Annotated in this window: 20 protein-coding genes and 2 tRNA genes; 19 read left to right on the top strand and 3 right to left on the bottom strand. The window is 71.7% G+C overall.

The window, feature by feature from the left end; genetic code table 11:
- Positions 1–213 precede the first annotated feature (213 nt).
- The 4 genes from AC3EUV_RS10200 (at position 214) to obgE (ending at position 6,420) form a co-directional block, all read left to right on the top strand.
- A complete protein-coding gene (locus AC3EUV_RS10200; protein WP_435602683.1) occupies positions 214–4,008 on the top strand; it encodes an Rne/Rng family ribonuclease in 3,795 nt (1,264 codons plus the stop codon).
- Between the two features lie 226 nt (positions 4,009–4,234).
- Positions 4,235–4,555, top strand: coding sequence for a 50S ribosomal protein L21 (gene rplU, locus AC3EUV_RS10195; RefSeq protein ID WP_006605648.1), 321 nt, complete (start codon positions 4,235–4,237; stop codon positions 4,553–4,555).
- 14 nt (positions 4,556–4,569) lie between these two features.
- Positions 4,570–4,827, top strand: coding sequence for a 50S ribosomal protein L27 (gene rpmA / locus AC3EUV_RS10190; RefSeq protein WP_018088248.1), 258 nt, complete (start codon positions 4,570–4,572; stop codon positions 4,825–4,827).
- A 156-nt stretch (positions 4,828–4,983) separates the two neighbouring features.
- Positions 4,984–6,420, top strand: coding sequence for a GTPase ObgE (obgE, locus tag AC3EUV_RS10185; protein WP_432145154.1), 1,437 nt, complete (start codon positions 4,984–4,986; stop codon positions 6,418–6,420).
- Positions 6,421–6,535: 115 nt separating this feature from the next.
- Here obgE and AC3EUV_RS10180 read toward each other — a convergent pair whose 3' ends face one another.
- Entirely contained in the window at positions 6,536–8,623 is a 2,088-nt protein-coding gene (locus tag AC3EUV_RS10180; protein WP_432145153.1) for a hypothetical protein, read from the bottom strand.
- A 434-nt stretch (positions 8,624–9,057) separates the two neighbouring features.
- Here AC3EUV_RS10180 and proB point away from each other — a divergent pair, with 434 nt between their 5' ends.
- The 5 genes from proB (at position 9,058) to AC3EUV_RS10155 (ending at position 14,192) form a co-directional block, all read left to right on the top strand.
- Positions 9,058–10,176: a glutamate 5-kinase gene (gene proB, locus AC3EUV_RS10175; RefSeq protein ID WP_432145152.1), complete on the top strand. Its 1,119-nt coding sequence runs from the start codon at positions 9,058–9,060 to the stop codon at positions 10,174–10,176.
- 242 nt (positions 10,177–10,418) lie between these two features.
- A complete protein-coding gene (locus AC3EUV_RS10170) occupies positions 10,419–10,910 on the top strand; it encodes a hypothetical protein (RefSeq protein ID WP_432145151.1) in 492 nt (163 codons plus the stop codon).
- 72 nt (positions 10,911–10,982) lie between these two features.
- Positions 10,983–12,251, top strand: coding sequence for a glutamate-5-semialdehyde dehydrogenase (locus AC3EUV_RS10165; protein WP_432145150.1), 1,269 nt, complete (start codon positions 10,983–10,985; stop codon positions 12,249–12,251).
- Positions 12,252–12,312: 61 nt separating this feature from the next.
- Complete coding sequence (locus tag AC3EUV_RS10160) at positions 12,313–12,963, top strand: SCO2584 family spore wall biosynthesis protein (protein WP_435602682.1); 651 nt, start codon at positions 12,313–12,315, stop codon at positions 12,961–12,963.
- Positions 12,964–13,070: 107 nt separating this feature from the next.
- Positions 13,071–14,192, top strand: a complete 1,122-nt coding sequence (locus tag AC3EUV_RS10155) for an SCO2583 family membrane protein (RefSeq protein WP_432145148.1) — start codon at positions 13,071–13,073, stop codon at positions 14,190–14,192.
- A 50-nt stretch (positions 14,193–14,242) separates the two neighbouring features.
- Here AC3EUV_RS10155 and AC3EUV_RS10150 read toward each other — a convergent pair whose 3' ends face one another.
- The gene (locus tag AC3EUV_RS10150) at positions 14,243–15,334 is read right to left on the bottom strand and encodes a M48 family metallopeptidase (protein WP_432145147.1); all 1,092 of its coding nucleotides are present in this window, start codon (positions 15,332–15,334) and stop codon (positions 14,243–14,245) included.
- Between the two features lie 152 nt (positions 15,335–15,486).
- On the opposite strand from AC3EUV_RS10150, the gene AC3EUV_RS10145 reads away from it, so the two are divergent.
- The 9 genes from AC3EUV_RS10145 to AC3EUV_RS10105 all read left to right on the top strand — a co-directional run bounded on the left by AC3EUV_RS10145 (position 15,487) and on the right by AC3EUV_RS10105 (position 20,643).
- Positions 15,487–15,636, top strand: coding sequence for a hypothetical protein (locus AC3EUV_RS10145; protein ID WP_167352495.1), 150 nt, complete (start codon positions 15,487–15,489; stop codon positions 15,634–15,636).
- Between the two features lie 118 nt (positions 15,637–15,754).
- On the top strand, positions 15,755–15,916 hold the full coding sequence (locus AC3EUV_RS10140; RefSeq protein ID WP_018088238.1) for a hypothetical protein: 162 nt from the start codon (positions 15,755–15,757) through the stop codon (positions 15,914–15,916).
- 52 nt (positions 15,917–15,968) lie between these two features.
- A complete protein-coding gene (gene nadD, locus AC3EUV_RS10135; RefSeq protein ID WP_432145146.1) occupies positions 15,969–16,580 on the top strand; it encodes a nicotinate-nucleotide adenylyltransferase in 612 nt (203 codons plus the stop codon).
- Between the two features lie 24 nt (positions 16,581–16,604).
- Positions 16,605–18,443 carry an LCP family protein gene (locus tag AC3EUV_RS10130; RefSeq protein ID WP_432145145.1) on the top strand — a complete coding sequence of 613 codons (1,839 nt, stop codon included), beginning with the start codon at positions 16,605–16,607 and terminating at the stop codon, positions 18,441–18,443.
- Between the two features lie 244 nt (positions 18,444–18,687).
- On the top strand, positions 18,688–19,122 hold the full coding sequence (rsfS, locus tag AC3EUV_RS10125) for a ribosome silencing factor (RefSeq protein WP_042154734.1): 435 nt from the start codon (positions 18,688–18,690) through the stop codon (positions 19,120–19,122).
- The gene (locus tag AC3EUV_RS10120; protein ID WP_432145183.1) at positions 19,119–19,772 is read left to right on the top strand and encodes a histidine phosphatase family protein; all 654 of its coding nucleotides are present in this window, start codon (positions 19,119–19,121) and stop codon (positions 19,770–19,772) included. Before rsfS ends, AC3EUV_RS10120 begins: the two co-directional genes overlap by 4 nt.
- A gap of 112 nt (positions 19,773–19,884) precedes the next feature.
- Positions 19,885–19,957: transfer RNA gene (locus tag AC3EUV_RS10115), tRNA-Ala, on the top strand.
- A 203-nt stretch (positions 19,958–20,160) separates the two neighbouring features.
- On the top strand, positions 20,161–20,406 hold the full coding sequence (locus AC3EUV_RS10110; RefSeq protein ID WP_042154731.1) for a hypothetical protein: 246 nt from the start codon (positions 20,161–20,163) through the stop codon (positions 20,404–20,406).
- Positions 20,407–20,409: 3 nt separating this feature from the next.
- Positions 20,410–20,643 carry a hypothetical protein gene (locus AC3EUV_RS10105; RefSeq protein ID WP_432145144.1) on the top strand — a complete coding sequence of 78 codons (234 nt, stop codon included), beginning with the start codon at positions 20,410–20,412 and terminating at the stop codon, positions 20,641–20,643.
- A gap of 195 nt (positions 20,644–20,838) precedes the next feature.
- Here AC3EUV_RS10105 and AC3EUV_RS10100 read toward each other — a convergent pair whose 3' ends face one another.
- Positions 20,839–22,185, bottom strand: a complete 1,347-nt coding sequence (locus tag AC3EUV_RS10100) for a glycosyltransferase 87 family protein (RefSeq protein WP_435602681.1) — start codon at positions 22,183–22,185, stop codon at positions 20,839–20,841.
- 153 nt (positions 22,186–22,338) lie between these two features.
- On the opposite strand from AC3EUV_RS10100, the gene AC3EUV_RS10095 reads away from it, so the two are divergent.
- Positions 22,339–22,411 (top strand) — tRNA-Ala (locus AC3EUV_RS10095).
- Positions 22,412–22,700: the final 289 nt, after the last annotated feature.

The following is a 22,700-nucleotide window of genomic DNA, read 5'->3' as shown; positions in this document are numbered from 1 at the left end:
CGTCGTTGCGTCGCCGATCAACCAGGGAGCCACCCCGGTCCGGCAGACGCACTGACCAGGAGACTTTCGCCGGTCCCGCCCTACCGGGGCCGACGAGCGAGACGACAGCTCCCGTGCGGCGCCCACGCCCCGGACAGCGGGACCGCGCTCATCACGCGGACCGCGACCGGAATCAGGCGCGGCGCCCGGGAGCGTGACGGGAGAACCGCCCGCATGCTCGAGCCCATTGAGCCCACCGGATCCACGCATTCCCAGGATCGCGGTGCTGACGACAACAACAACCACTCACCGAGTGACACACTGCCGCCGCGCCGCCGGCGCCGCGCGGCATCCCGGCCGGCCGGTCCGCCGGCGGCCGGTGCCGCCGCCGAGGCCGCGGTGGTGAGTACCGAGGCCACCGCCGCACCCGCGGCCGATCCGGCCCTCGCCGAGGAGAGCACCGCGGCCGCGGTGACCACCGGCGACGAGGCCAAGCCGGCCCGTAGCCGCCGCCGGGCGACCCGTAAGGTCACCTCCCCGGCCGGCGCCCCGCAGCCGGCCGCCGAGATCGAGACCACGGAGGTCGAGACCGCCGAGGAAGAGGCCGACGAGGCCGAGACGGCCGAGGCCCCGGCCGCCGCTGTCGAGACGCCCGCCGAGGCACCGCAGCAGGAGGCGGCGCCGCGCCGCACCCGCCGCCGGGCGACCCGCAAGGTGACCGCCCCCGCCGGTACCCCGCAGACCGAGGCCGCCCCGGAGCCGGTGGTCGCCGAGGCGCCCGCCCCCGCCGAGACTCCCGTCGAGGCCGCTCCGGCTGCCGCCGAGGAGACCGAGGGTGCGGCGCCGCGCCGCACCCGCCGCCGGGCCACCCGTAAGGTCACTGCTCCGGCCGGCGCCCCGCAGGCGAGCGTCGCCGACGAGGCCGCCACCACGGACGCGACCCCGGCCGCTCCGGCCGCCGAGGACGAGGAAGCGGCGCCCGCCCCCGCCGAGGAGGCCAAGCCCGCCCGGACGCGTCGCCGCGCCACCCGTAAGACCACCGCCGCCTCGGACGCCCCGCAGGCCGCCGAGACGGCCGAGGAGCCCGCGGCCGAGGAGCCTGCGCAGGAGCCGGCCGCCGAGGACGCGGCCGCCGAGGCACCCCGCCACCGTGCGCGCCGCCGTGGCGAGCGTGCCGCGGAGCCGGCCGCCGAGGCGCCCCGTGCCGAGGAGGAGCCCGCGACGGAGGCACCGCAGCGCGGCCGCCGCCGTGCGCAGCGCCCCCCGACCGCCGTCTTCCAGGCGCCGGTCTTCACCGAGCCGACGTTCCAGACGCCGGAGACCGCGGCCGCCGCTGCCGCGGCCCACCAGGAGGAGACCCCGGCCGAGCCGGCCGTGGAGGAGCAGCCCGCCGCGGGCGGGCGCCGCCGTCGCCGTCGTGGCGCCCCGGCCGAGCCCGAGCAGGTTGCCGCTGCCCCGGCCGAGGAGCCGGCGGCCGACGAAGCCGAGGCCGAGACCGAGGCCGAGCCGGAGGCCGAGCAGGCCGAGGGCGGCCGCGGCGAGGACGAGTCCGCCGACCGCCCCTCGCGCCGCCGCCGCCGTGGTGGCCGCCGCCGTCGTCGCGGTGAGGCCGCCGAGGGCGCCGACGAGCAGGCCGCCGACGAGCGGGAGACCCCGGAGGAGGAGGCCGAGGAGGCCGAGGAGCAGGCCGCCGAGCCGCAGGACGAGGCCGAGGAGTCGGCCGGCGGTTCCAGCAGCAGCCGCCGTCGCCGTCGCCGTCGCCGCCGGACCGGTGAGGCCGCCGAGGCCGAGGCCGGCGGTACCGACGACCCGGAGCGTACGGTCGTCAAGGTCCGTGAGCCCCGCAAGAAGGACGAGAGCACCAGCGCCGACGAGGTGCAGTCGATCAAGGGGTCGACGCGTCTGGAGGCCAAGAAGCAGCGTCGCCGGGAAGGCCGCGAGCAGGGCCGCCGCCGGGTGCCGATCATCACCGAGGCGGAGTTCCTGGCCCGCCGCGAGGCCGTCGAGCGGGTGATGGTCGTCCGCCAGAGCGGCGAGCGCACCCAGATCGGCGTCCTTGAGGACAACGTGCTCGTGGAGCACTTCGTCAACAAGGAGCAGGCGACCTCGTACGTCGGCAATGTCTACCTCGGCAAGGTGCAGAACGTCCTGCCGTCGATGGAGGCCGCGTTCGTCGACATCGGCAAGGGCCGGAACGCCGTGCTGTACGCCGGTGAGGTCAACTTCGAGGCGCTGGGCATGGCCAACGGCCCGCGCCGGATCGAGACCGCGCTGAAGTCCGGCCAGTCCGTGCTGGTGCAGGTCACCAAGGACCCGATCGGCCACAAGGGCGCCCGGCTCACCAGCCAGGTCTCGCTCCCCGGCCGCTACCTGGTCTACGTGCCCGAGGGCTCGATGACCGGTATCAGCCGCAAGCTGCCCGACACCGAGCGGGCGCGGCTGAAGCAGATCCTCAAGAAGATCGTCCCCGAGGACGCGGGCGTCATCGTGCGTACCGCCGCGGAGGGGGCGAGCGAGGAGGAGCTGGCGCGCGACGTCCAGCGGCTCCAGGCCCAGTGGGAAGAGATCCAGAAGAAGGCCAAGAGCAGCAGCGCCAGCGCGCCGACCCTGCTCTACGGCGAGCCGGACATGACCGTCCGGGTCGTCCGCGACATCTTCAACGAGGACTTCTCCAAGGTCATCGTCAGCGGTGACGACGCCTGGCAGACCATCCACGGCTATGTCGCGCATGTCGCCCCCGACCTCGTCGACCGGCTCCAGAAGTGGACCTCGGACGTCGATGTCTTCGCGACGTACCGCATCGACGAGCAGCTGATGAAGGCGCTGGACCGCAAGGTCTGGCTGCCCAGCGGCGGTTCGCTGGTGATCGACCGGACCGAGGCGATGGTCGTGGTCGACGTCAACACCGGCAAGTTCACCGGCCAGGGCGGCAACCTGGAGGAGACGGTCACCAGGAACAACCTGGAGGCGGCCGAGGAGATCGTGCGTCAGCTGCGGCTGCGCGACCTCGGCGGCATCATCGTGATCGACTTCATCGACATGGTGCTGGAGTCCAACCGGGACCTGGTGCTGCGGCGCCTGCTGGAGTGCCTGGGCCGGGACCGCACCAAGCACCAGGTCGCCGAGGTCACCTCGCTCGGCCTGGTCCAGATGACCCGTAAGCGGGTCGGCCAGGGCCTGCTGGAGTCCTTCTCCGAGTCGTGTGTGCACTGCAACGGCCGTGGCGTCATCGTCCACATGGACCAGCCGACGACGGCCGGCGGCGGTGGCAAGCGCAAGAAGAAGGGCAAGGCCGAGAAGGCCGAGCCGCACGTCCACGAGGCCGAGGTCGCCGCGCCGACCCCGGACGGTGCCACACCGGAGCTGGAGCCGGTCGCCGTGACGGAGGCCGAGCTTCAGCCCGCGGTGGCCGAGGCCGACGAGTGGTTCAGCAGCCCGGCCGAGGCCGAGGCGGCCGCCGGGCGTGGCCGTGGCCGCCGCCGGGCGAGCCGGAAGGTGTCCGCTCCGGCGGGCGCCCCGAAGGCCACCGAGGCCGCCGAGATCGTCGTCCCGGCCGAGCCGGTGGCGGCACCCGAGCCGGAGCCCGCTGTGGAGCCGGTCGCCGAGGCGCCCGTGGAGGCACCGGCCGCGGAGCCCGCGCCGGCCCGTCCGCGCCGCCGGGTGACCCGTAAGGTCGCCGCCCCGCAGGTGTCCGACGACTCCACGGCGACCGTCGTGATCGCCGCCCCGGCGGAGCCGGTCACCGAGCCGGCGCCGGCGGAGCCCGTCGAGGGCGCCGGGGCGGAGGCGGAGCCCGCGGCCAAGAAGACCGCGAAGAAGGCGACGGCGAAGAAGGCCGCGGCCAAGAAGGCCACGGCGAAGAAGACCACGGCCAAGAAGACGGTGGCGAAGAAGACCACCACCGCCAAGAAGGCCACGGCGAAGAAGACCACCGCGAAGAAGACGACGACGAAGAAGGCGGCGGCCAAGAAGACCGCTGCCGCCGAGCAGCCCTCGGTGGCGTCGGTGTCGGCTTCCGCGGAGGACTGAGCAGGAAGGCCGTGCCCCGGGCCGTCAGCGGTCCGGGGCCGGTTTGACCCCCTGGTCAAGGCCCCGTAACCTTGACCGTCGGTGTCTGTGACACCAAACCCCTGAGCACACACCTCTCGGTCCGCCGAGGGAGGCCGCTCGTCCACTCGGATTCCATGGGCCCTATCCCGAGCCCGTGTGAGCGGCTGGCATCAGAGGATCCGTTTCTAGCGAAAGAGAGTTCCGCGTGTACGCGATCGTGCGCACCGGCGGGCGCCAGCAGAAGGTTGCTGTCGGCGACGTCATCGAGGTTGACCGCATTTCCACCAGCAAGGTCGGCGACACCGTCGAGCTCTCGACGCTGCTGGTTGTCGACGGCGACTCGGTCACCAGCGACCCGTGGGTCCTGGCCGGCGTGAAGGTCCAGGGCGAGGTCGTCGACCACCACAAGGGCGACAAGATCCGGATCCAGAAGTACAAGAACAAGACCGGCTACAAGAAGCGGATCGGCCACCGCCAGCTCCACACGGCGCTGAAGATCACCGGCATCGACGCTCCGGCGAAGTAAGGGACTGAGGAGACATGGCACATAAGAAGGGCGCATCGTCCACTCGGAACGGTCGCGATTCCAATGCTCAGCGGCTCGGCGTGAAGCGCTTCGGCGGTCAGGCCGTCCTCGCCGGTGAGATCCTGGTCCGCCAGCGTGGCACCCACTTCCACCCGGGCACGGGCGTCGGCCGCGGCGGCGACGACACCCTGTTCGCCCTTGCTGCCGGTGCGGTGCAGTTCGGCACCCACCGTGGCCGCAAGGTCGTGAACATCGTTCCGGTCGCCGAGTAATCACGGCCTGACCGAGCGATAGCTCAGCATCAGCATCACTCAGGGGCGGACCGCCTTTTCCCGCGAGAGCGGGAAGGCCGGTCCGCCCTTGCGTGTTAGCACAGAGACATGCGCAGTACAGCGACATACCCGTAGTTATCTGGAGGCACCCCCACCATGACCACCTTCGTGGACCGCGTCGAGCTGCACGTCGCCGCGGGTAACGGAGGCCACGGCGTGGCCTCCGTGATGCGGGAGAAGTTCAAGCCGCTGGGCGGCCCGGACGGCGGCAACGGCGGCCGCGGCGGCGATGTGATCCTGGTCGTCGACCAGGACGTCACCACACTTCTCGAATACCACCACCACCCGCACCGCAAGGCCACCAACGGCCAGCCGGGCGCGGGCGACAACCGCTCCGGCAAGAACGGCCAGGACCTCGTCCTGCCGGTCCCCGACGGCACCGTCATCCTGGACGGCCAGGGCAATGTGCTCGCCGACCTCGTCGGCCAGGGCACCACCTTCATCGCCGGCCAGGGCGGCCGCGGCGGCCTCGGCAACGCCGCGCTGGCCTCGGCCCGCCGCAAGGCTCCCGGCTTCGCGCTGCTCGGCGAGCCCGGCGAGGCCCGCGACATCGTGCTGGAGCTCAAGACCGTCGCGGATGTCGCGCTGGTCGGCTATCCGAGCGCCGGCAAGTCCTCGCTGATCTCGGTGCTCTCGGCCGCCAAGCCCAAGATCGCCGACTACCCCTTCACCACCCTGGTACCCAACCTCGGTGTGGTGACGGCCGGTTCGACGGTCTACACGATCGCGGATGTCCCCGGTCTGATCCCCGGCGCGAGCCAGGGCAAGGGCCTGGGCCTGGAGTTCCTGCGGCATGTCGAGCGCTGTGAGGTGCTCGTCCATGTCCTGGACACCGCGACCCTGGAGGCCGACCGCGATCCGGTCTCCGACCTCGACACCATCGAGGAGGAGCTCAAGCAGTACGGCGGTCTGGACAACCGGCCCCGGATGGTCGTCCTCAACAAGATCGACGTCCCGGACGGCAAGGACCTCGCCGACATCATCCGCCCCGACCTGGAAGAGCGCGGCTACCGCGTGTTCGAGGTCTCCGCGGTCGCCCACATGGGCCTGAAGGAGCTGTCCTTCGCGCTCGCCGACGTCGTCGCCAAGGCCCGCGCCGCCAAGCCCGTACAGGAAGCCACCCGTATCGTCATCCGGCCCCAGGCCGTGGACGATGCCGGCTTCACGATCACGGAGGAGGGCGAGAACTTCTTCCGGGTGCGCGGCGAGAAGCCCGAGCGCTGGGTCCGTCAGACCGACTTCAACAACGACGAGGCCGTCGGCTACCTCGCCGACCGCCTCAACCGTCTCGGTGTCGAGGACGCGCTGCGCAAGGCCGGCGCGCACGCGGGCGACGGCATCGCCATCGGCCCCGAGGACAACGCCGTCGTCTTCGACTGGGAGCCGATGATGGCGGCCGGCGCGGAGATGCTGGGCCGGCGTGGCGAGGACCACCGCATGGAGGCGCCCCGTCCGGCTGCGCAGCGCCGCCGGGACCGGGACGTGGCGCGGGACGAGGCCGACCAGGAGTACGAGGGCTTCAAGCCCTTCTGACGGACCGCCCGGCGGACCGCAGCACCGAAGAACGGGGAAGGCCCCCGGGAGGAGAACTCCCGGGGGCCTTCCCCGTCTGCGTCGCCGCCGAGGCCGTGGACGGCCCGCTGCGGGCTCAGACGGCGGCGGGGGTGTCCGAGGCGCCGTTGTCCTGGTTCTCGGCCGTCTCGGAGGCGTCCACGTCCTCCTGAGAGCGCTGACCGGGGATGCCGGACAGCCGGTTCTCCATCCGGACGCGCCGCTCGTCGGCCTTGGTGCACAGCGCCAGCGCCGCCTGGTTGAAGCGGACCGACGACGGCGGGTCCGACGGGCCCAGCAGATGCTCCTTGAGCTCGGCGCGCTCCGCGGCCAGGGTGTCCTTCTCCGGGTTGCGGACCGCGTCGAGGAGACCGGCCACCTCCGCCGCCTCCGGCGTGAGGATCGTCGCCGCCCGCACGGTCGGGAAGTTCACCCGGAAGTCGTCCTCGCCCATCCCCGAGGTGTTGGCGACCGCGTACGGCTTCTCGCTGGTCAGGTAGTCGGAGACGACGCTGGAGACGTCGCTGATCAGCACATCGGCCTCGTTGAAGCAGCTGAAGATGCCGGGGCGGGCCGTGGTGATGATGCGGTGCTCCCACTCGGGGAAGGAGTTCCAGTACGCCTCTTCCCAGGCGGTGACGGCCGCCGCGACGGCGGCCGCGCGGCCCTCCTCCGGGGTGCCCTGGAGCCGCATCCGCTCCAGCTCGTCCGCGCTCTTGCGGAACGCGGAGGTGGTCAGCGCGTTCAGCTCCTCGGTACGGCGGGCCAGTTCGGCGGCCGCCTCCGGGCCGGGCCGCTCCCCGCTGCGCCGGGCGTTCGCCTCGGTGATCATCGCCTGGATACGGGTGTTGGCGGCGCCCGCCTGCGGGTCCACGGAACCGGTCATCGGGTGCGGCTTGTACAGCAGCCGCACCTTCTCGTCGGCGAGCAGCTCGCGGACGATGTTCTCACCGGCCAGGATCACCGAGGTGTTGCCCGGGTTGCCGTCCCAGCCCTCCCAGGTCGGGGCGTACAGCACGGTCGTCAGCCGGCCGGCCGGGGCGCCCGTGTACGGCTCGATCGGGGCCAGCTGGGGGCGGCCGACCTCGATGACGTCCTTGTCCTCGACGCCGATGTCGGCGAGCTGGTAGCGGTCACGGGCCGCCGGGCCCGCCACCCACACCTCGTCGTACGCCTTCGCGTACGGGTTGCAGGAGGACAGCTTGTCGCTCTCGCCGTGGTTGGTGAAGGCGTGCTTGATGGACGGGATCCGCAGGATCTGCGAGGTCTTGCCGGAGTTCGCCGGGTGCAGCAGCACCTTGAGCGTGGAGTGCTCCAGCCGCATCAGGTTGGCGACCTTGGGGATGCAGACGATCGGCACGTCCGTGGCCTCGATCTTCTGCACCATGAAACGTTCGCGCAGCACGATGATCGGGTTGCCGTCCAGGTCGGCGAGGGTGCTCAGCCACATGTTGGCCTGGTAGGCGGACGAGGAGCCGCCGGAGAAGTACATACCGACCGTCGGCCGGTACTCCGCAAGCCAGTTGTCCAGCCACTCCAGGGCCTGCTTCTCGTTGGCCACCCGCTTCTTCGGCAGCAGCCAGGTGCCCAGGTAGAGCGTGCCGCCGGCGGAGAGGGCCAGGGAGACGGCCAGGCCGATGCCGCCCCAGTACGCGTCGGTGGTGATCGCGGTGAGCATCATGCCGGTGGTGGTGGGCACCGAGAAGCGCAGCAGGCGGCGGCCCGTCTGGCGGGAGAGGATGCGCGGCGGGGCGTCCGTCAGCCGCAGCGCGCTCGCGTCGATGTTGCGGGTGACGAACGGCAGGCTGCGGGTCCGGCGGACCAGCACCGCGACCGCCTGGCACACGAAGTGGGTGCCGTAGAAGAGGAGCAGCGTGATGGTGAGCGGCGCCTGCTCCTCGAGCGGGTTGATGCCGTCGATGTGCAGCAGGCCGACCAGTATCAGCATGTCGCGCAGCAACTGGCGCACCGTGACATCGAACCGGATCCGGCCGAGCACGGCGAGCAGGCCGGGCTGCTTGTGCTGGAGGACCAGGTCGAGACCCAGGTTGACCACGGAGGCGGCGATGAACAGCGGGATGACGGGCAGCAGCGCACCGAGGAGCTGCGCGGTGAACGCGACCATCATCGCGAAGAGGGCCGCGAGCTGTACGGCTCGGCGGGGGACGATTCCGGCGGAAGGCACGGGGGAGGGCTCCTGGCAGCACGAAAGGTCAGGGGGAGGCCGAGGGGGGCGGCCGGGTCCCGCGCTGCGACGCCGCGGGAGCGGCGAAACGGGACCGATGGACACCCGACCGTATGACCTTGTTGGCCTTGGTGACAATCTGCTGTGGCTCTCATCACCGCGAAAGCGGATCAATCGAACGCAACCAGTTGGCCTCGGATTCTCTCTTAAGGAAAACCCCGCCGGGTATCGGGCGAACGGGAAGCGCGGCCCCTATTCTGCGCCACTTTTCCCCCCGCCGGGACCATCCGGCCCCGTCTCACGGGCCGTCCGCCAGGCAATATCACGAAGCGCCCGCGGCCCGCTCTGCCGTAGATTGCGCCCGTAGGGCCGTGGTGCGGGCCGGGCAGTGTCCCCCGTACGGCGGTGGGATCGGCGAGCACAGGGGTATGCAGGTGGCAGGCGCAAGGCAGGACGTGAAGGACGCCCGCCGGATCGTGGTGAAGGTCGGTTCGTCCTCGCTGACCACGGCCGCGGGGGGACTGGACGCGGACCGCGTCGACGCGCTGGTGGATGTGCTGGCCAAGCACCAGGACAAGGAGATCGTGCTGGTCTCCTCCGGCGCCATCGCGGCCGGTCTGGCGCCCCTGGGGCTCGCGAAGCGGCCCCGCGACCTGGCCCGGCAGCAGGCCGCCGCCAGCGTCGGCCAGGGCCTGCTGGTCGCCCGCTACACCGCCTCCTTCGCCCGCTACGGCCGCCGCGTCGGCCAGGTCCTGCTGACCTCCGACGACACCAGCCGCCGGGCCCACTACCGCAACGCCTACCGGACCCTCGACCAGCTGCTGGCGATGGGCGCCGTACCGATCGTGAACGAGAACGACACCGTCGCCACCGACGAGATCCGGTTCGGCGACAACGACCGGCTGGCGGCCCTGGTCGCCCATCTCGTCCGCGCCGACCTGCTGATCCTGCTCTCGGACGTGGACGGCCTCTACGACGGCGATCCGGCCACCCCCGGCACCTCCCGGATAGCCGAGGTCCAGGGGCCCAAGGACCTGGAGGGCATCTCCATCGGCAGCGCGGGCAGGGCCGGCGTCGGCACCGGCGGCATGGTCACCAAGGTCGAGGCGGCCCGGATCGCGGCCGCGGCCGGTATCCCGGTCGTCCTGACCTCCGCCGTGCACGCCGCGGACGCCCTGGCCGGCGGCACCACCGGCACCCACTTCCTGCGCACCGGCCGCCGCTCCGCCGACCGGCTGCTGTGGCTCGCGCACGCCTCCACCCCGCGCGGGGCGCTGATTCTGGACGACGGTGCCGTACGGGCCGTCGTCGAGCGCCGCTCCTCGCTGCTGCCGGCCGGCATCGCCTCCGTGGAGGGCGAGTTCTCCGCCGGCGACCCGGTCGAGCTGCGGGACGGCGAGGGCCGCGCGGTGGCCCGCGGCGTCGTCAATTTCGATGCCCGGGAAATCCCCCGATTGATGGGGCGTTCGACCCGCGATCTCGCCCGTGAGCTGGGCCCCGCCTATGAGCGGGAGGTCGTGCACCGCGACGATCTGGTGCTGCTGCACTCCTGAGGACCCCGTCCCGGCGCGACGTCCCCCGGGCGGCCGAAAACAGCCCCTCCGGCCTGGTGTGAAGACCGGCCTTTCCATGGAGACCTTGGGGAAAACGCCCCCGCGACGGGCCGCGGGCTGGTCAACTTTGTTGCGGGGGCGCCGTAGGGGAGCGGCGCCCGCAGCGCGCACGCGCACCCGCCGACGTACGACGACTCCGCACCCCCCAAGAGCGGAGCGATTCTCATCACAGGAGGCCGCCGGTGAGACGAGGGCGCCCAGGGGCACCGCCCCGAGGGACGGCGGAGCGCACACTGACCAGCGTCGGAACCGGCGAGGACGCGGGCCGGGACGAGCAGAGTGCACAGCGTCCCGGGGCCGCGCAGCAGGCACCGGAGGGCGGCAGCCGGGAGGCGTCCCGGCTGTGGCACATCACGCTCAGCGTCTCCGGTGCCAAGGCCCCGCTGAACGAGGTCCGGCGGGCGCTGGAACAGCTCGCCCACGACCATCCGTTCCTGCTGACCAGCCGCTACGCCACCGACCACGCCGAGATCCGCTACTGGGAGGAGGCCCGGGACCTGCACGACGCCGCCGCGGTCGCGCTGCGGCTGTGGGGCGAGCACCGCTCGACGGCCAAGCTGCCGCCGTGGGAGATCGTCGGCCTGGAAGTCATCGACCGTGAGACGTATCACCAGCGCCTCGCGGAGGGGTACGGTCCGCCGCCGGCCTCCCCGGTTGGCGTCCACCCGTTCTGACCACCGGCCGTCCGCGTCCCGCGCTGTGAGATACGGCGTGGCCGCGGCCCGCCACCCCGTTAGGCTGCGGCCATGACCAGCAGCGCATCGCACTCCTCTCCCGTCCTCGAGACCGCCCGCCGCGCGCGGGAGGCAGCCGCCGTCCTGGCGCCACTGCCGCGTACGGCCCGTGACGCGGCGCTGCTGGCCATCGCCGACGCCCTGGTGGAGCGGACCGGGGCGATCGTCACCGCCAACGCCCAGGACATCGCCAAGGCACGGGAGGCCGGCACCGCCGAGTCGATCGTGGACCGGCTCACCCTCACCCCCGAGCGGATCGCGGCCATCGCCGCCGACGTCCGCCAGGTCGTGGCGCTGCCCGACCCGGTGGGTGAAGTGGTGCGCGGCTCGACCCTGCCCAACGGCCTCGACCTGCGGCAGGTCCGGGTCCCGCTCGGCGTGATCGGGATCATCTACGAGGCCCGGCCCAATGTGACGGTGGACGCCGCGGCCCTGTGCCTGAAGTCCGGCAACGCCGTGCTGCTGCGCGGCTCGTCCTCCGCGTACGCCTCCAACAGCGCCCTGGTGGAGGTGCTGCGCGACGCCGTCCAGAGCGCCGGGCTGCCCGCCGACGCGGTGCAGCTGGTGCCCGGCGAGAGCCGCGACTCCGTACGCGAGCTGATGCGCGCCCGCGGCCTGGTCGATGTGCTGATCCCGCGCGGCGGCGCGTCCCTGATCCGTACGGTCGTCGAGGAGTCCACCGTCCCGGTCATCGAGACCGGCACCGGCAACTGCCACGTCTACATCGACGAGGCCGCCGACCTCGACATGGCCGTCGACATCCTCGTCAACTCCAAGGCCCAGCGGCCCAGCGTCTGCAACGCCGCCGAGACGGTGCTGGTGCACGCCGGGGTCGCCGAGAAGTTCCTGCCGCGCGCCCTGGAGGCGCTGACCCAGGCCGGCGTGATCGTGCACGGCGACGCCGCCTGGCAGCAGGCCGGCCCCGGGCTGGTGGCCCCCGCCACCGACGAGGACTGGGCGACCGAGTACCTCTCGTACGACATCGCGGCCGCCGTGGTGCCCGACCTGGACGCGGCGGTGGCGCACATCCGGCGCTGGACCTCCGGTCACACCGAGGCCATCGTCACCACCTCGCAGGCCGCCGCCCGCCGCTTCACCCAGTTGGTCGACTCGACCACCGTCGCGGTCAACGCCTCCACCCGCTTCACCGACGGCGGCGAGTTCGGCTTCGGTGCGGAGATCGGCATCTCGACGCAGAAGCTGCACGCCCGCGGCCCCATGGGACTGCCGGAACTGACCTCGACGAAGTACATCGTCACGGGCGACGGCCACACCCGCTGAACGTCCCCCGGATTCCCCGTTCTCCCTGCCCAAAATGACCGGCCGGGGCTAACCTGGACGGGTGCCGGACGACGTGGGGGGCAAGCCGTTCCCGGACGGTGAAGAGCCCGACGAGCACCACCACGGGAGCCACGGAAAAGCGGACGAAGAATTCGCCTCCGTGGTCTTCGACGAGGAATTCGTCCGGTCCGCCCGTATTCACGAGCCCTCCGCGGTCGAGCGGATGCTGGCCGCCGCCGAGGCGCGCGCCGAGGCCGAGGCCACCCGCTCCGGGACCGGTTTCGGCCCCGAGGGCGACGACCCGGACAGGCGCGGCCGCCGACGGAGCCGGGATACCGATGACTACGAGGGCTACGCCGATTACGGAGAGTACGGGGACGGGGAGTACGGCGACGATCCGCCGCATGACCCGTATGGCCCCTACGGCGGTGCGCTGCGTCCTTACCGCAGCAGCACCCGCTGGCACCGGCCGGTCGCCTGGGTGCTGGCCGTGGTGATGGGCATCGGGCTGGTCGCGCTGGCCTTCAGCGCCGTCTACCGGGGCTCCGCCGGGCGGACCCAGAGCCCCGCCCCGGCACCCACCTCCAGCGGGATGGACGCCCCTGTCACGGGCCGTACGGACAGCGTCCGGACGGCGCGCCCCGGCCTGCCGTCGCCGCCGGCCGTGGAGCCCCTGAGACCGTCGTTCTCGGCGGTGCCCAGGCCGCACTGACGGCGTGGCACACTTCCCGCAAATCGGACGCCTGAAACCGCTTCGACCGGTGAAGTTGCCCGGCGTCCCGGCGTTTACGTTCGCCCCCGCAGACCTACTCTTGTTGTATGACCGGGCCTGGTGACCCTCCGGAAGGGACGCCCAACGGCGCCCCGGGAGGCGGTGAGGACGAATACCGATCCGTCGTCTTCGACGAATCGTTTGTTCGGGCTGCGCGGCTTCAGGAGTTCTCCGCGGACGAGCGGCTCGGTGAGCATCATTCGCCGGCCGTCAAGACCCGGCACGCCTGGCGGCGCCTGGGCGGCTCCCGGCAGGCCATCCTGCTGGTGCTGCTGATCGTGCTCGCCTTCGGCACCGCCGTCTACATGGGCGTACGCCACCCCTACAAGGCCCCGGACACGGTCCGGGCACAGCCGCTGCGCTCCGCGGTGGTGCCGCTGGCGCCCTCCGGGAGGGTGCCCGGCGCGACACCGGAGGATCTCTTCGCGCACAGCCCCGCGGCGAATTACCGGATCGGCGCCGCGGGTATCAATCTGCCCCCCGTCGCCCGCACCGAGCACTTCTCCGACGGCCAGATCGTCTCCGCGCTGACCGTCGCGAAGGACTACATCGTCCGCTCCTCGCTGGACCCGGACACCCTCACCGGCGGCTCCGTACGGCCGGTGCGGCTGCTGCTCGACACCCGCCAACTCGACCAGTTCGACCGCAGCCTGGCGCACCCCGGCGACAACGGCCACGACGCCGCGACCGGCTGGCTGGTCCGCTTCGACCCGCAGACCCGGCTCGCCGACCGGAACGTCCGGGTCGACGGCACGCTGTCCGCCTCGGAGTTGAGCCCGGACGCGCTCGATGTCACCGCCGACTACACCTTCGTCTACGCAGTCCGGCCCGCCCCGGGTGCGCCGGCCGCGGCATCGGGCCAGGACCTCGGCAAGCCCACACCGGGCGCCGCCTCGCTGGTCACCGTCCGCCGTGAGGTGCACTTCCGGCTGACCCGCGACAACCTCAGCGACCACCGCCTGGAGGTGGTCCAGAGCAGCCTCCAGGCCGGGCCGATGACCTGCTCCTCGAAGCCGGCCGACGCGCTGCGCCCGCTGTTCGCGGGACAGCACGCCGGCAACGACCGGCCCACGGGCACCGACCCCTACGCCAGGGAGCGGGTCAACCCGTCCCTCTGCGGTGAGCTGGCACCCTCGGCCCAGCCGAAGCCGAGCCATCCGATGCGCTAGGTCCGGTCCCGGACGCCCAAGGAGGGGTCTGGGCGTCCGAGGGACGGGACCTAGGCGTCCGAGCCGTCCGCTCCACCGCTTCCGTTGGCGCCGCCCGAGCCCTCGGGACGCCCGCCGCCGCGGAAGACCGTGTCGCGCAGCTTGCCGCCCAAGTCGCCCGCGCCGCCCGCGATATCGCGCACCAGGCCCATCAGCGGGTCCTTGCTGTTGCGCATCGAGTCGGCGTAGTGGGCGGCGGAGTCCCGGAACGAGTCGGAGACCGAGGTGTCCTTGTCCTCGTCCCGGCGCGGGTAGTGGCCGTCCATGATCCGCTGGTAGTCGCGGCTGGCCGCCCACTTCTTGAGCTCGGCCGCCCGCACGGTCGTGAACGGGTGGCTGCGCGGCAGCAGGTTGAGGATCTTCAGCACGGAGTCGCGCAGATCGCCGCCGGACTCGTACTCGTCCGCCTGCTTCAGGAAGGCGTCGACATTCATCTCGTGCAGATGATTGCCGCCGGCCAGCTTCATCAGACCGCGCATCGAGGCATGGAGATCCTGCCCGACCAGCAGCCCGGCACGGTCCGCCGACAGCTCCGACTTGCGGAACCACTCGCGCAGCGCCGTCACGATCGCCATGATCGCGACGTTGCCCAGCGGGATCCAGGCGACCTTCATCGCCAGATTCGTCAGGAACAGCAGGATCGTGCGGTAGACCGCGTGCCCGGACAGCGCGTGCCCGACCTCGTGGCCGACGACCGCCCGCATCTCTTCCTCGTCCAGCAGCTCGACCAGTCCGGTCGTCACCACGATGATCGGCTCGTCGAGACCGATGCACATGGCGTTGGGCTGCGGATCCTGATTCACATACATCGGCGGGACCTTCTCCAGGTCCAGGATGTAGCAGGCATCGCGCAGCATGTCGTTGAGGTGCGCGAACTGCTGGTCGCTCACCCGCACCGAGTCCGACAGGAACAGCAGCCGCAGGCTGCGCTCCGGCAACAAGCCGCTGAGCGTCTTGAAGACGGTGTCGAACCCGCTCAGCTTGCGCAACGCCACCAGCGCCGAGCGGTCCGCCGGGTGCTCGTACGACCGCGACGAGATTCCGGGGAATCGCCGCCGGTCCCGGCTCGGTACGTTTGCGCTGCCGCCTGGGCTCTCCGTCATTGGGGCCTCCCCCTGTTCGACTGCGTGTGTTCAGAGTAGAGGACGCCACCGACAGGAGAATGGATGCTCGGGCGTACGCTGGCGATCGCACCAATACCCGCACAGGTCCGTACAGATGGCCGCACGGACCGCATCAGAGGGAGCGCATCGTCATGCCGTATCCGAGCGTGCTGCTCGCCGCAGCCCAGGAGACCGCCAGGGACGGCGGACCGGGATGGATCCTGCGCGCAGTGATCATCGTCGGCGTCGTGGGTGCCGCCCTGCTCGCCTGGTTCCTGCTGCGCGGCTACGGGCAGGACTGACCTCCGCCGCCCGCCCGGGGCGCCTCCGGGCGGAGTCGCCGTGGGCTCCCGGTGGGCCGACGCTTACGATGTGGTGGAAGTCTCTGCCCGACCCCAGCCCGGATTGGTCCTGCCGACGATGAGCCTGCACACCACCGCACAGTCCCTGGCCACCCTCGCCGCCGAGCCCGGCCACGAGGGCGGGCACGCCAGCCTCAGCCCCTTCGTGACCGGCGGCGGCGCCCTGTTTATCCTGCTTCTCCTGCTCTGGATCACCACCCGTTTCAACCGGGACCGCTGAGCCCAGGCACCCGGCACCCGGCATCGCGCGTCGCCCAGTAGGGTCTGCACGCATGGGAGAGCACACAGGGCCCGTGAAGCGGCGACTCGGAGTGATGGGCGGGACGTTCGACCCGATCCATCACGGACACCTCGTCGCCGCCAGCGAGGTGGCCAGCCAGTTCCACCTCGACGAGGTCATCTTCGTGCCTACGGGACAACCGTGGCAGAAGAGCCACAAGACGGTGTCCCCGGCCGAGGACCGGTATCTGATGACGGTCATCGCGACCGCGTCGAATCCGCAGTTCTCCGTCAGCCGGATCGATATCGACCGCGGCGGCAAGACGTACACGATAGACACGCTGCGTGATCTGCGGACGGAGCACCGTGACGCGGATCTGTTCTTCATCACCGGCGCCGACGCGCTCAGCCAGATCCTGACCTGGCACGATGCCGCGGAGCTGGTCTCACTCGCCCACTTCATCGGGGTGACCCGGCCCGGACACGTCCTCGCGGACCCCGGGCTGCCCGCGGGGGCGGTGTCCTTGGTCGAGGTGCCGGCGCTGGCCATCTCCTCGACCGACTGCCGGGTGCGCGTCGCCCAGGGGGATCCGGTCTGGTACCTGGTGCCGGACGGTGTGGTGCGCTACATCGACAAAAAGCAGTTGTACCGCAACGACGGCTGACGGGGCTGACGGAAAGGGGCACCGGTGAGCGACCGACAGGATCCGTACGGGCCGCAGGACCCGTACGCCCACGACCCGTATGCCCAGGAGCAGCAAGGGCAGCAGGGCCAGGGCTACACCTACGACGCCTACGGGCAGCCGGTGTACCACGACGCCGCACAGCCGTCGTACCAGCAGCACTACGACGCGTACGGGCAGCAGGCCGCCCCGTCCGCCTATGAGGGCTATGACCCGTACGGCGGCCAACAGAGCGGCGGCCAGGCCCCCCACGGGTACCAGGGCGGCCACCAGCCGTACCAGGCGCAGCCGGAGTACGGCTACGACCCTTACGGCGGCGGCCAGGTGCAGGACCGGCCCGGCTATCCCCAGCAGTACGACCCGTACGGCCGCCCCCAGCAGGACCCCTCGCACCAGCAGGAGTGGATCCCGCAGCAGGCCCAGCAGTCCCCGTACGAGCAGGTCCCCTACGGGGAGCAGCCCCGCTACGAGGAGGCCGCCCCGCAGCGCCAGGACGGCCCGCCCCGGGCGCCGGCGCAGCGCCGCGCCCCGGCGGAGGAAGCCGGCGGACCGGACGCCGCGGGCAGGTCCGGCGCGCCCTCCGCCGGCGGCCCCGATGACGGCACCGAGCAGTTCTCCTTCATCGAGGAGCCGGACGAGGACCCCGAAGACGTCATCGACTGGCTGAAGTTCACCGAGAGCCGCACCGAGCGGCGCGAGGAGGCCAAGCGGCGCGGCCGCAGCCGGATCGTCGCGCTGTCCGTCGTGCTGGCCCTGCTGGTCGCCGGCGGTGTCGGCTATCTGTGGTGGGCGGGCAAGCTGCCGGGAGTGGCCGGTCCGGACGCCGGCGCGGCCGCGGGCGCCGGGCAGAAGCGCGATGTCCTCGTCGTCCATCTGCGGGACACCAAGAGCGGGAACAGCTCGACGGCGCTGCTGGTGGACAACGAGACCACCCACAAGGGCACCACCGTCCTCCTGCCCAACAGCCTCCTCGTCCCCAAGGACGACGGCACCAGCACGACGCTCGGCAAGTCCGTCAAGGACGAGGGCACCGAGCCGACCCGGGACTCCCTCAACAACCTCCTGGGCGCCGACCTCAAGGCCAGCTGGCGGCTGGACACCCCGTACCTGGAGAACCTCGTCGAGACGGTCGGCGGGATCACCCTGGACACCGACGCCACCGTCCCCGGCGCCAAGAAGGGCGCCTCCCCGGTCGTCAAACAGGGCAGCGCCCAGGACCTCGGCGGACAGGCCGCCGTCGCCTACGCCACCTACCTGAAGCCGGGCGAGCCGCAGACCAAGCAGCTCCAGCGGTTCGGCCAGGTCATGCAGGCGGCCCTGAAGAAGGTCTCCAGCGACGCCGACGGCGCCACCACCACGGTCAAGACGCTGCTCCAGGTGCTCGACCCGCCGCTCACCGAGGCCCAGCTGGGCAGCTCGCTGGCGCAGCGGGCGGAGCTGGCGAAGACCGGCGCCTACCGCACCACCCTGCTGCCCGTACAGGCGAACGGGACGCTCAGCCAGACCACCTCGGCCAGCGTGGTCAAGGACGTGCTCGGCGGCACGGTCAAGAAGACCAACCCCGACGCGACCGTCCGGGTAGCCGTCCGCAATGCCACCGGAAACCGGGCCGCCACCGGAAAGGCGCAGGTGGCGCTGCTCAACGGCGGCTACAGCTTCGTCGACGACGGCACCGCCGCCGCGGCCGGTACCGCGTCCCGGATCACCTACGCGCAGGCCGCCCAGAAGGCCAGGGCCGCGGAGGTCGCCAAGACGCTGGGGCTGCCGGCGGGCGCGGTCAGGCAGGGCAAGGGCGCCTCGAACGCCGATATCACCGTGGTGCTGGGACAGGACTACAAGGGCTGACGGGCCGGACGCGCCCGGCCCCTCCGGCACCGGCCGGGGGCCCGGGCGCTGACCGGCCCGGACGCCGGAACCGACCAGTGGGTTCGAAAACACAGCCGGGAGTGTCGGCGGTCCGTGAGACCCTTGAGGGGTACCTGACCGCCGATCCGGTTGCCCATGGGGACTGCGGCGCGCGCCGCGGCTCCGCAGCGAGCGAGCGCCCCTGCCCGGCCGGAGAGGCTGCCCTCGAACCGGAAAGCCGCTTGTGACCGCCACGGACCGCTCCATCGAGCTCATCAACGCCGCCGCCCAGGCCGCGGCCGACAAGCTCGCGCACGACATCATCGCGTACGACGTCAGTGACGTCCTCTCGATCACCGACGCCTTCCTGCTGGCCTCGGCGCCCAGCGACCGCCAGGTCAAGTCGATCGTCGACGAGATCGAGGAACGCCTCAACAAGGACCTCGGTGCCAAGCCGGTCCGCCGCGAGGGCGACCGCGAGGCCCGCTGGGTGCTGCTCGACTACGTCGACATCGTGGTGCACATCCAGCACAGCGAGGAGCGGGTCTTCTACGCGCTCGAGCGCCTGTGGAAGGACTGCCCCGAGATCGACCTCCCCGAGGAGGCCAAGGCCACCCGTGGCAAGGCCGCGGCGCACGCCGACGCCACGGCGGGCGAACAGGACGGTGAGCTGCTCTGAACGGCACCAGGAGCGGCCAGGGTCGCCGCATCGTCCTGTGGCGCCACGGCCAGACCGCCTGGAATCTGGAGCGCCGCTTCCAGGGCTCGACGGACATCGAGCTGACCGAGGCGGGCGTCGCCCAGGCGCGGCGCGCCGCCCGGCTGCTCGCCGCCCTCGGGCCGGACGCCATCGTCGCGTCCGACCTCCAGCGGGCGGCGGCGACGGCGCGTGAGCTGGCCGCGCTGACCCGGCTCGACGTCACGCATGACGCGGCCCTGCGGGAGACCTACGCGGGCTCCTGGCAGGGGCTGACGCACGACGAGATCCTCGCGCGCCACGGCGAGCAGTACGCCGCCTGGAAGCGCGGTGAGCCGGTGCGCCGTGGTGGTGGCGAGCTGGAGACCGAGGTCGCCGACCGGGCCGCCCCCGTCGTGCTCAACCACGCCGACAAGCTTCCCGAGAACGGCACCCTGGTCGTGGTCAGCCACGGCGGCACGATCCGCACCACCATCGGGCGGCTGCTCGGCCTGGAGGCCCACCACTGGGAGGGCCTGGGCGGTCTGTCGAACTGCTGCTGGTCGGTGCTGGGCCGGGGCGCGCGCGGCTGGCGCCTGATGGAACACAACGCCGGCACCCTGCCGGAGCCGGTGCTCGGCGACGACGACTGAGCCCGCCGGGCGGCCCGGCCGGACCGGATTTCACATCTGGGCAGGTCGCAGGCTAAAGTTCTTCTTGTTCGCGGCGCCGCCGGGGGAAACCCGGAGGAGCGGAACAAGACTCGGGGCTATAGCTCAGTTGGTAGAGCGCCTGCATGGCATGCAGGAGGTCAGGAGTTCAATTCTCCTTAGCTCCACAACCCGGATGATCCCGTCTCCTCTCGGAGGCGGGATCTCTGCGTTGTGCGGGGCCGCCGCGCGGTCGGGGCGCCCCGTGCGCGGGCCGTCGCCGGGCCGGTGGCCGGCGGTGCCGTCGTCCACGGTGGCGCGAAGGCGGCCCTGACCCGGCCCCCGGTCCGTGGCAGAATCGGACGGCGCCGGCAGGGGAGGAGAGATCGCGATGCCCACGAGCATCCTCGAGGAGGTCAATGACCTGCTCGAAGTGGCCGAGGCGCAGGGCTATGACTGGCTGCCGGAATACGCGCTCCGTTTCACCTGCCCCGTCGACGGTCCCGCCTCCGTGCGCAACGGCGACGGCACCGCTCTTCAGTGCCCCTCGTGCGGCTCCTCCCATGTCGCACAGGTGCTGGGCGACAACGGGGGCGTTTCCTTCGTTTGTACGGCCTGCGGCCACAGTTGGAGCTGATGGATGGGCGCGCACAGCAGGAAATGTGACTGGTGCGGCAGTGGTACGCCGATCGTCCGGGACATGGAACCCGTCAACACGGCCTACCAGTACTGGTGCGAGGAATGCGCCCGCGCCCTGGTCATAAAAGGCGACCCGATCGAGACCTACCGGGAGCTCGACGGGGAGCCGATCTACGGGCGCCTGCTGGACGAGCACTGCACCCTGAAGCGCTTCTACTCCTTCGCCACGGCCTGAGCGGGCCGCCGCCCCCGTAGGTGCCGCTGACGCGGCGTCCCCCTCCTTGACGGCGTCTCAGGCAGCTCAGGACAGCTCCGGGCAGTTCCGGACGCTTCCGGGCGCTTCCGGTCAGCCGGAACTGCCGTCGGCGGCGGGGACGTTGTGGCGGACATGAGAGGGTCACCGCGCAATTCCGCAGTGCGGGGGCAGGGTTCAGCTGCCGCCTCCACCGGCGTCGGCGGACGGGCGCGCCTCGCCTTGTCCCGCCCGCCCCCGGAGCCGCCACAGCTGGGCCCCGGTCAGGGCCAGCAGCGCGAGACCGGCGAGCGGATAGCTGCCGGAGAGCAGCATCTGCACGCCGTTCTGGTGCAGTTCCTCGTGGCGGTGCCAGCGGTGCGGCACCCACCACAGCGCGAACGAGCAGAAGAGCAGCCCCAGCGCACCGGTCAGCGTCCACCAGCGGCGGGCCGCGGTGCCCGTCCGGTGCAGCGCCTCGGAGCCGGCCAGGATCAGCATCGGCACGCACCACACCCAGTGGTGGGACCAGGAGATCGGGCTGACCAGGAGCGCGGTCGCGGCGCAGGCGGCGGCCGCCCAGGCGCGCTGGCCGCGCAGCAGCGCGGCGACGGCCAGTGCCAGACCGAGGGCCCCGGTCAGACCGGCGACCACGAGCCAGGCGGCGCCCGGGTCGTGGGTGTGCAGCAGCCGGGCGAGGGCGCCGCGCAGCGACTGGTTCGCGGTGATCTCCACCTCACCGACCCGGTCGGTGGCGTACACGATCTCGGTCCAGAAGCGGTACGAGTCGCGCGGCAGCGCGAGCGCGGAGAGCAGCGCGGTGGCCAGGAAGGTGGCGGTGGCGACGGCGGCCTGCCGCAGCCAGGGGTTCCAGGCGGCGCGGGCTCCCGCGCCGGAGCGCAACAGCTGCCCGGCACGGACCAGTCCGGCCAGCGCGAGAAAGACCGCGAACAGCGCCGGGGTCAGTTTGAGTCCGGCCGCGACACCGATGCCGATGCCCGCGAGCCGCCGGGTGTCCGCGCGGGTCAGGTCCCACAGCACCAGCACCGCGATCAGCAGATTGATCTGGCCGTAGCGCAGCGTCGTCCAGACCGGCTCGCACCACACCAGCAGCGCGGAGAGCGCGAACGCCGCGGCGGGCCGGGGGAGCCGCCGGGGCCGGCCGGTCAGCCGCAGCGAGAGGTGGACGACGCCGACGAGCAGCAGCAGGTTGCCGGCGGTGGCGACGGTCCGCATCGCCGGGACCCCGAGCAGAGTGAGCGGGGTGAACAGCAGGGCCGCGAAGGGCGGGTAGGTGTTGGGCAGATGCGCCGAGGTCGCCACCATGTCGTAGAGGGACTCGCCGTTGCGGACGGTGAAGCCCTCGGCGCGGTAGACCATCAGGTCGATCATCGTCACGTGCAGCAGGCGCTGCACGGTCCAGAAGACGGCGAAGGAGACCAGGCAGCCGAGGGCCGCGGCGAGTGTGGGGTGCCGGCGGATGAGGCCCTTGCCGGGCCGGTCGCCGCCGGCGTCGGTGGACTGCTCCAGCTCCAGCGCGGTCACGGCGTACGACTCCCCAGGACGAATCGGGCACAGATCGCCGACAGTACCGCGCGTCGCGCCGAAGGGCCCCTGGCAGAACGATTTGGCAGAAGCCGGGGAGGTCCGTGTAATGTAGGCGATGCCGCAGCGGGGAACCGCGCGGAAACAGAATACGGGGCTATAGCTCAGTTGGTAGAGCGCCTGCATGGCATGCAGGAGGTCAGGAGTTCAATTCTCCTTAGCTCCACAGTGAACGAAGCAGGTCATCCGATATGGATGGCCTGCTTCGTCGTGCGTCTGCGCACCGGGCGCCCCAGGGGTGCAACCGGCGGGAGTTCTCCCGGTGTTGTGCTGATATTCGGTCAGTGACGCGTCCGCCAGGGCGAGTTGACTGTTCGCTCCGTGTTCATTCCTGACCAGTCCTTGTCTTTCCTTGGGCTCATCTTGGTGATCGCATGCCCCTGACATGAACGGTTCACCGAAAGAGTGGCGCATCGCGTGAGCGCACTCTCACGCCTTCACCGCTCGTGCGGTGC

Source organism: Streptomyces sp. bgisy130, from assembly GCF_057708345.1.
This window is presented reverse-complemented; position numbering and strand designations above follow the sequence as displayed.